Genomic DNA, 4097 nt, shown 5'->3' with positions numbered 1-4097 from the left:
CAGATACACGGCACCGGCCCCCTGGCGCGCGCCGAGCTGGTTGGCGTAGGAGAACGAATCCTCCAGCAGCTTCATGATCGGGATGACCCCGGAAGACTGGTTTTCGATGTTCTTGATCGGCGCGCCGTGCTCGCGAATGTTGGTCAGCAGCAACGCGACTCCCCCGCCGCGCTTGGATAGCTGCAGCGCGGAGTTGATCGATCGCCCGATGGACTCCATGTTGTCTTCGATGCGCAGCAAAAAGCAGCTCACCGGTTCGCCGCGCTGTTTCTTGCCCGAGTTGAGGAATGTCGGGGTGGCCGGCTGGAACCGGCCGTCGATGATCTCGTCGACGAGCTTCTCGGCCAGCGTGGTGTCTCCGGCGGCCAGGGTGAGCGCCACCATGACGACCCGGTCTTCGAAGCGCTCCAGATACCGCTTGCCGTCGAACGTCTTCAACGTGTAGGAGGTGTAGTACTTGAACGCGCCCAAGAACGTCGGGAACCGGAACTTCTTGGCATAGGCGCGGTCGAGCAACGTCTTGACGAAGTTGCGTGAGTACTGGTCGAGAACCTCACGCTCGTAATAGTTTTCCTTGATCAGGTAGTCGAGTTTCTCGTCCTGATTGTGGAAGAACACCGTGTTCTGGTTGACGTGCTGCAGGAAGTACTGATGCGCGGCTTCGCGGTCCTTGTCGAACTGAATGTGGCCGTCGGCGTCGTACAGATTCAGCATCGCATTCAGGGCGTGGTAATCCGTCTCGCCCGGCAATGCGCCGTGTCCGGCGGGGGTTACACGCTCTGCAGTTGCGGCGGTTGGTGGCACGTGTCGTCCTTCCAGAAGTCAGCTAGGCCCGCGCGGACGGCTTGTACGTCGTCCTCGGTTCCCATCAGTTCGAAGCGGTAGAGATAGGGAACGCCGCATTTGCGGGAGACCACGTTGCCCGCATAGGCGAATTCAGTACCGAAGTTGTTGTTGCCCGCGGCGATGACGCCGCGTATCAACGACCGGTTGTGCTCGTTGTTCAAAAAGGCGATGACCTGCTTGGGGACATAGCCGCCGTCGTTGATGTTCGGAGTCGGCCGGCCGCCGCCATAGGTCGGCAATACCAGCACATACGGCCGGTCCACCTCGATACGGCCGTGCAGCGGTATCCGCGTCGCCGGAATACCCAGCTTCTGCACGAAGCGGTGGGTGTTCTCGGACACGCTGGAGAAATACACCAGGCTGCAGGACGGCACGACGATCCCCTCCTGTGCTACTGCGCCGCCGCCGGCTACGCGCTCAGCACCGCACCGGCGAGCGCCTTGATCCGGTCGGGCCGGAAGCCGGACCAGTGCTCGCCGCCGGCCACCACCACGGGAGCCTGCAGGTACCCCAGCGCCATCACGTAGTCGCGTGCCTCGGAGTCCAGGCTGATGTCGACCTTCTCGTAGGCGATGCCTTGCTTGTCCAGCGCCTTGTACGTGGCGTTGCACTGCACACATGCCGGCTTGGTGTAGACGGTGACGCTCATCGGTACGACTCCTCTGTCGACGCGGGGACTGGCAACTACTCAGGTATTGCATGTGTACTGCTATTCAGCAGACCGCCGCGCCACAGAATTCCCAATTTGCCGATCCGCGTCAGCCTGCCTGCGTTGCCGGTTGACGCGGCCCGGTCGACCTGGTGAACCTGGGGTCTGTCGGTGTCGGAAACACTACACCTAGTGGGTGACAATAAGTAGGGATACAAGATGTTCTGAAAAACATTCATGAAATTCCCTGGTCGTAAGCCCTCGCCTCGGTGCGGCTCCGGCGTGTCGTAGATCACAAAATGGTTTCGCGGCGGTATACACCCAGACTTACCACCCGGCACCGACAGAACACGCCGGCCGCATCCGCTCAGCAAACGGCCCGGGCGGGCGTCAGCGCACTTCGGCGACCAGCTTGCCCACCGCGTCGCGCACGTTGGACACCACCTCGGCGTTCTGCTGTGGGGCCTGCCCATTGAGCGATCCGAACGGCACCGACAGCTTGATCGACTCGACGACGCGAGGACCGGCGATCCCGAACGACTTGCGGGTCTCGTCGTGCGCCCAGAGGCCGCCGTAGCGGCCGAACGACCCGCCGATGACGGCCAGCGGCTTGTCCTTCAACGCCCCGTCGCCGAACGGCCTGGAGAGCCAGTCGATCGCGTTCTTGATGACGGCCGGGATGCTGCCGTTGTATTCCGGGGTCACCACCAGAGCGGCATCAGCCTCGGCGGCGGCCGCGCGTAGGGCGGTGACCCCGGCGGACACGTCGGCCTCGTTGTCAATGTCCTCGTTGTAGAACGGCAGGTCACCGAGCCTGTCGAAGACGGTTACGGTGACGCCCGCGGGAGCGACGTCTACCGCCAACTCGGCGATCTGACGGTTGATTGAAGCGGCGCGCAGGCTTCCTACCAACGTCAAGACCTTGATTTCCGGCATGCCCGTTTCCCTTCGGTAGTTGGTTTACATCTTTGCACGGGTTAAACGGACTGTAGTCCGGATTATTCCATCCGGGTTAAAGTGCAGGTGTGAGCACCGCTGACGAGTTGGCCGGCCTGGGTGAGCTATCCCCTTCCGCGCCGCTGGAGCGCGGCGATGCTGCCCGCAACCGTGTGTTGCTGCTCGATGCCGCGCGCCGGCTCATCGCCGAGCACGGCGCCGACGCCGTCACCATGGACGACATCGCCGCCGCCGCGGGCGTCGGCAAGGGCACGGTGTTCCGCCGGTTCGGCAGCCGGGCCGGATTGATGATGGTGCTGCTCGACGAAGACGAGCGGGCCAGCCAGCAAGCGTTTCTGTTCGGTCCGCCACCGTTGGGTCCGGATGCGCCGCCGTTGGATCGGCTGCTGGCGTTCGGTCGCGACCGGCTGCGTTTTGCCCATGCCCACCACGAACTGCTCTCCGACGCCAACCGCGACCCGCATACCCGCCACGGTTCGCCGATCAACGCCCCCTACATGGTGCTACGCATGCACGTGCGGATGCTGCTGGCCACGGCCGGGACGACCGGCAACCTCGATGCCCAAACCGATGCCCTGCTGGCGTTGCTCGACGCCGACTACGTCCAGCATCAACTCGACGATGCCGGCCAGACCCTCCAGAGTCTGGGCGACGCGTGGGAAAGCTTGGCGCGCAAGCTATGTGGACGGTGAGCGACTCAAGCCCAGTGCCGAAGAGCTGGATCCTGCACGTCGACCTCGACCAATTCCTCGCCTCAGTCGAACTGCGCCGCCACCCCGAGCTGGCCGGGCTGCCGGTCATTGTCGGGGGCAACGGTGATCCGACCGAACCGCGCAAAGTGGTGACGTGCGCGTCCTACGAAGCCCGCGAATTCGGTGTGCACGCCGGGATGCCGCTACGCACCGCGGCCCGGCGCTGTCCCGACGCCACTTTCCTGCCGTCGGATCCCGCAGCCTATGACGCGGCCTCCGACGAGGTGATGGGATTGCTGCGCGACCTGGGCCACCCGGTCGAGGTATGGGGCTGGGACGAGGCTTTCATCGAGACGCCAGCCGAGGACCCAACCGAACTTGCCGAACTGATCCGCACCGTGATCTCATCGGCGACCGGGCTGTCGTGTTCGGTGGGCATCAGCGACAACAAGCAGCGCGCCAAGATTGCCACCGGATTTGCGAAACCGGCTGGCGTGTCTACCCTTACCGACGCCAACTGGATGACGGTGATGGGCGACCGGCCAGTTGACGCGCTCTGGGGCGTCGGGCCCAAAACGATGAAAAAGCTTGCCACTCTTGGTATCACCACCGTCTGGCAATTGGCACACGCCGACGCCGAGCTGCTGACGTCGACATTCGGGCCGCGGACCGGGTTGTGGCTGTTGCTGCTGGCCAACGGCGGCGGCGATGACACGGTCAGCGCCGAACCGTGGGTGCCGCGCTCCCGCAGTCACGTCGTAACCTTCCCGCGAGACATCACCGAACGCGGCGAAATGGATTCAGCGGTAACCGAATTGGCGCAGCATGCACTGAGCGATGTCGTAGCCTCCTCGCGGATCGTCACCCGGGTGGCGGTGACCGTCCGCACCGCCACGTTCTACACCCGCACGAAGATCCGCAAGCTCGACGAACCCACCACCGACGCCGACGTT

At 63.9% G+C, this 4097-nt stretch carries 6 protein-coding genes; 2 read left to right on the top strand and 4 right to left on the bottom strand.

The features are described from left to right. The 4 genes from WB785_RS14105 to WB785_RS14090 form a co-directional block, all read right to left on the bottom strand. Positions 1-804, bottom strand: an 804-nt coding sequence (locus WB785_RS14105; RefSeq protein ID WP_424079954.1) for a ribonucleotide reductase N-terminal alpha domain-containing protein, incomplete at its 3' end; no start/stop codon positions are given. Continuing rightward, positions 771-1220 (bottom strand): class Ib ribonucleoside-diphosphate reductase assembly flavoprotein NrdI, encoded by a 450-nt coding sequence (gene nrdI, locus WB785_RS14100; protein ID WP_424079953.1) that lies wholly within the window; start codon positions 1218-1220, stop codon positions 771-773. The genes nrdI and WB785_RS14105, both read right to left, overlap by 34 nt. Positions 1221-1255: 35 nt before the next feature. Then, positions 1256-1495: a redoxin NrdH gene (locus WB785_RS14095; RefSeq protein WP_424079952.1), complete on the bottom strand. Its 240-nt coding sequence runs from the start codon at positions 1493-1495 to the stop codon at positions 1256-1258. A gap of 390 nt (positions 1496-1885) precedes the next feature. Then, complete coding sequence (locus WB785_RS14090; RefSeq protein ID WP_424079951.1) at positions 1886-2431, bottom strand: NAD(P)H-dependent oxidoreductase; 546 nt, start codon at positions 2429-2431, stop codon at positions 1886-1888. An 89-nt stretch (positions 2432-2520) separates the two neighbouring features. Between WB785_RS14090 and WB785_RS14085 the strand changes: the two genes are divergently transcribed. Together WB785_RS14085 and WB785_RS14080 are read left to right on the top strand one after the other, a co-directional pair. Next, positions 2521-3144 carry a helix-turn-helix domain-containing protein gene (locus WB785_RS14085; protein WP_424079950.1) on the top strand — a complete coding sequence of 208 codons (624 nt, stop codon included), beginning with the start codon at positions 2521-2523 and terminating at the stop codon, positions 3142-3144. A gap of 14 nt (positions 3145-3158) precedes the next feature. Continuing rightward, a partial coding sequence (locus WB785_RS14080; protein ID WP_424079955.1) for a DNA polymerase IV occupies positions 3159-4097 on the top strand: 939 nt, incomplete at its 3' end.

It is taken from the genome of Mycobacterium sp. (assembly GCF_049585075.1).
Classification (GTDB): domain Bacteria; phylum Actinomycetota; class Actinomycetes; order Mycobacteriales; family Mycobacteriaceae; genus Mycobacterium.
The sequence above is the reverse complement of the archived record's forward strand: the minus strand, read 5'-3'. Positions and strand labels throughout refer to the sequence as shown.